A 1,158-nucleotide genomic window follows, 5' to 3' on the forward strand; every position below is an offset into this window, starting at 1 on the left:
GTGACGGTACCTGTATAAGAAGCACCGGCTAACTACGTGCCAGCAGCCGCGGTAATACGTAGGGTGCGAGCGTTGTCCGGAATTACTGGGCGTAAAGAGCTCGTAGGTGGTTTGTCGCGTCGTCTGTGAAATTCCGGGGCTTAACTTCGGGCGTGCAGGCGATACGGGCATAACTTGAGTGCTGTAGGGGAGACTGGAATTCCTGGTGTAGCGGTGAAATGCGCAGATATCAGGAGGAACACCGATGGCGAAGGCAGGTCTCTGGGCAGTTACTGACGCTGAGGAGCGAAAGCATGGGTAGCAAACAGGATTAGATACCCTGGTAGTCCATGCCGTAAACGGTGGGCGCTAGGTGTAGGGGGCTTCCACGTCTTCTGTGCCGTAGCTAACGCATTAAGCGCCCCGCCTGGGGAGTACGGCCGCAAGGCTAAAACTCAAAGGAATTGACGGGGGCCCGCACAAGCGGCGGAGCATGTGGATTAATTCGATGCAACGCGAAGAACCTTACCTGGGCTTGACATACACTAGATTGCTGCAGAGATGTAGTGTCCCTTGTGGCTGGTGTACAGGTGGTGCATGGTTGTCGTCAGCTCGTGTCGTGAGATGTTGGGTTAAGTCCCGCAACGAGCGCAACCCTTGTCTTATGTTGCCAGCATTTGGTTGGGGACTCATGAGAGACTGCCGGGGTTAACTCGGAGGAAGGTGGGGATGACGTCAAATCATCATGCCCCTTATGTCCAGGGCTTCACACATGCTACAATGGTCGGTACAACGCGCAGCGACACTGTGAGGTGGAGCGAATCGCTGAAAGCCGGCCTTAGTTCGGATTGGGGTCTGCAACTCGACCCCATGAAGTCGGAGTCGCTAGTAATCGCAGATCAGCAACGCTGCGGTGAATACGTTCCCGGGCCTTGTACACACCGCCCGTCACGTCATGAAAGTTGGTAACACCCGAAGCCAGTGGCCTAAACTTGTTAGGGAGCTGTCGAAGGTGGGATCGGCGATTGGGACGAAGTCGTAACAAGGTACCCGTACCGGAAGGTGCGGGTGGATCACCTCCTTTCTAAGGAGCATATTTTTTGGCACCAGTTGGTGTCTTTTAGCCGCACTTTTGTTGTGTGGCTGGTGGTTGAGTGAGCAAACGTTTTACTGCCACCG

The 1,158-nt window shown here is 54.9% G+C and carries 1 rRNA gene; it reads left to right on the forward strand.

The features are described 5' to 3' along the window. Positions 1-1,063 (forward strand): 16S ribosomal RNA (locus HMPREF2993_RS05020); the annotation flags it as partial. Positions 1,064-1,158: the final 95 nt, after the last annotated feature.

Origin of the sequence: Corynebacterium sp. HMSC068G04, from assembly GCF_001814885.1 — a bacterium.
In the GTDB taxonomy this organism is placed as follows: domain Bacteria; phylum Actinomycetota; class Actinomycetes; order Mycobacteriales; family Mycobacteriaceae; genus Corynebacterium; species Corynebacterium hiratae.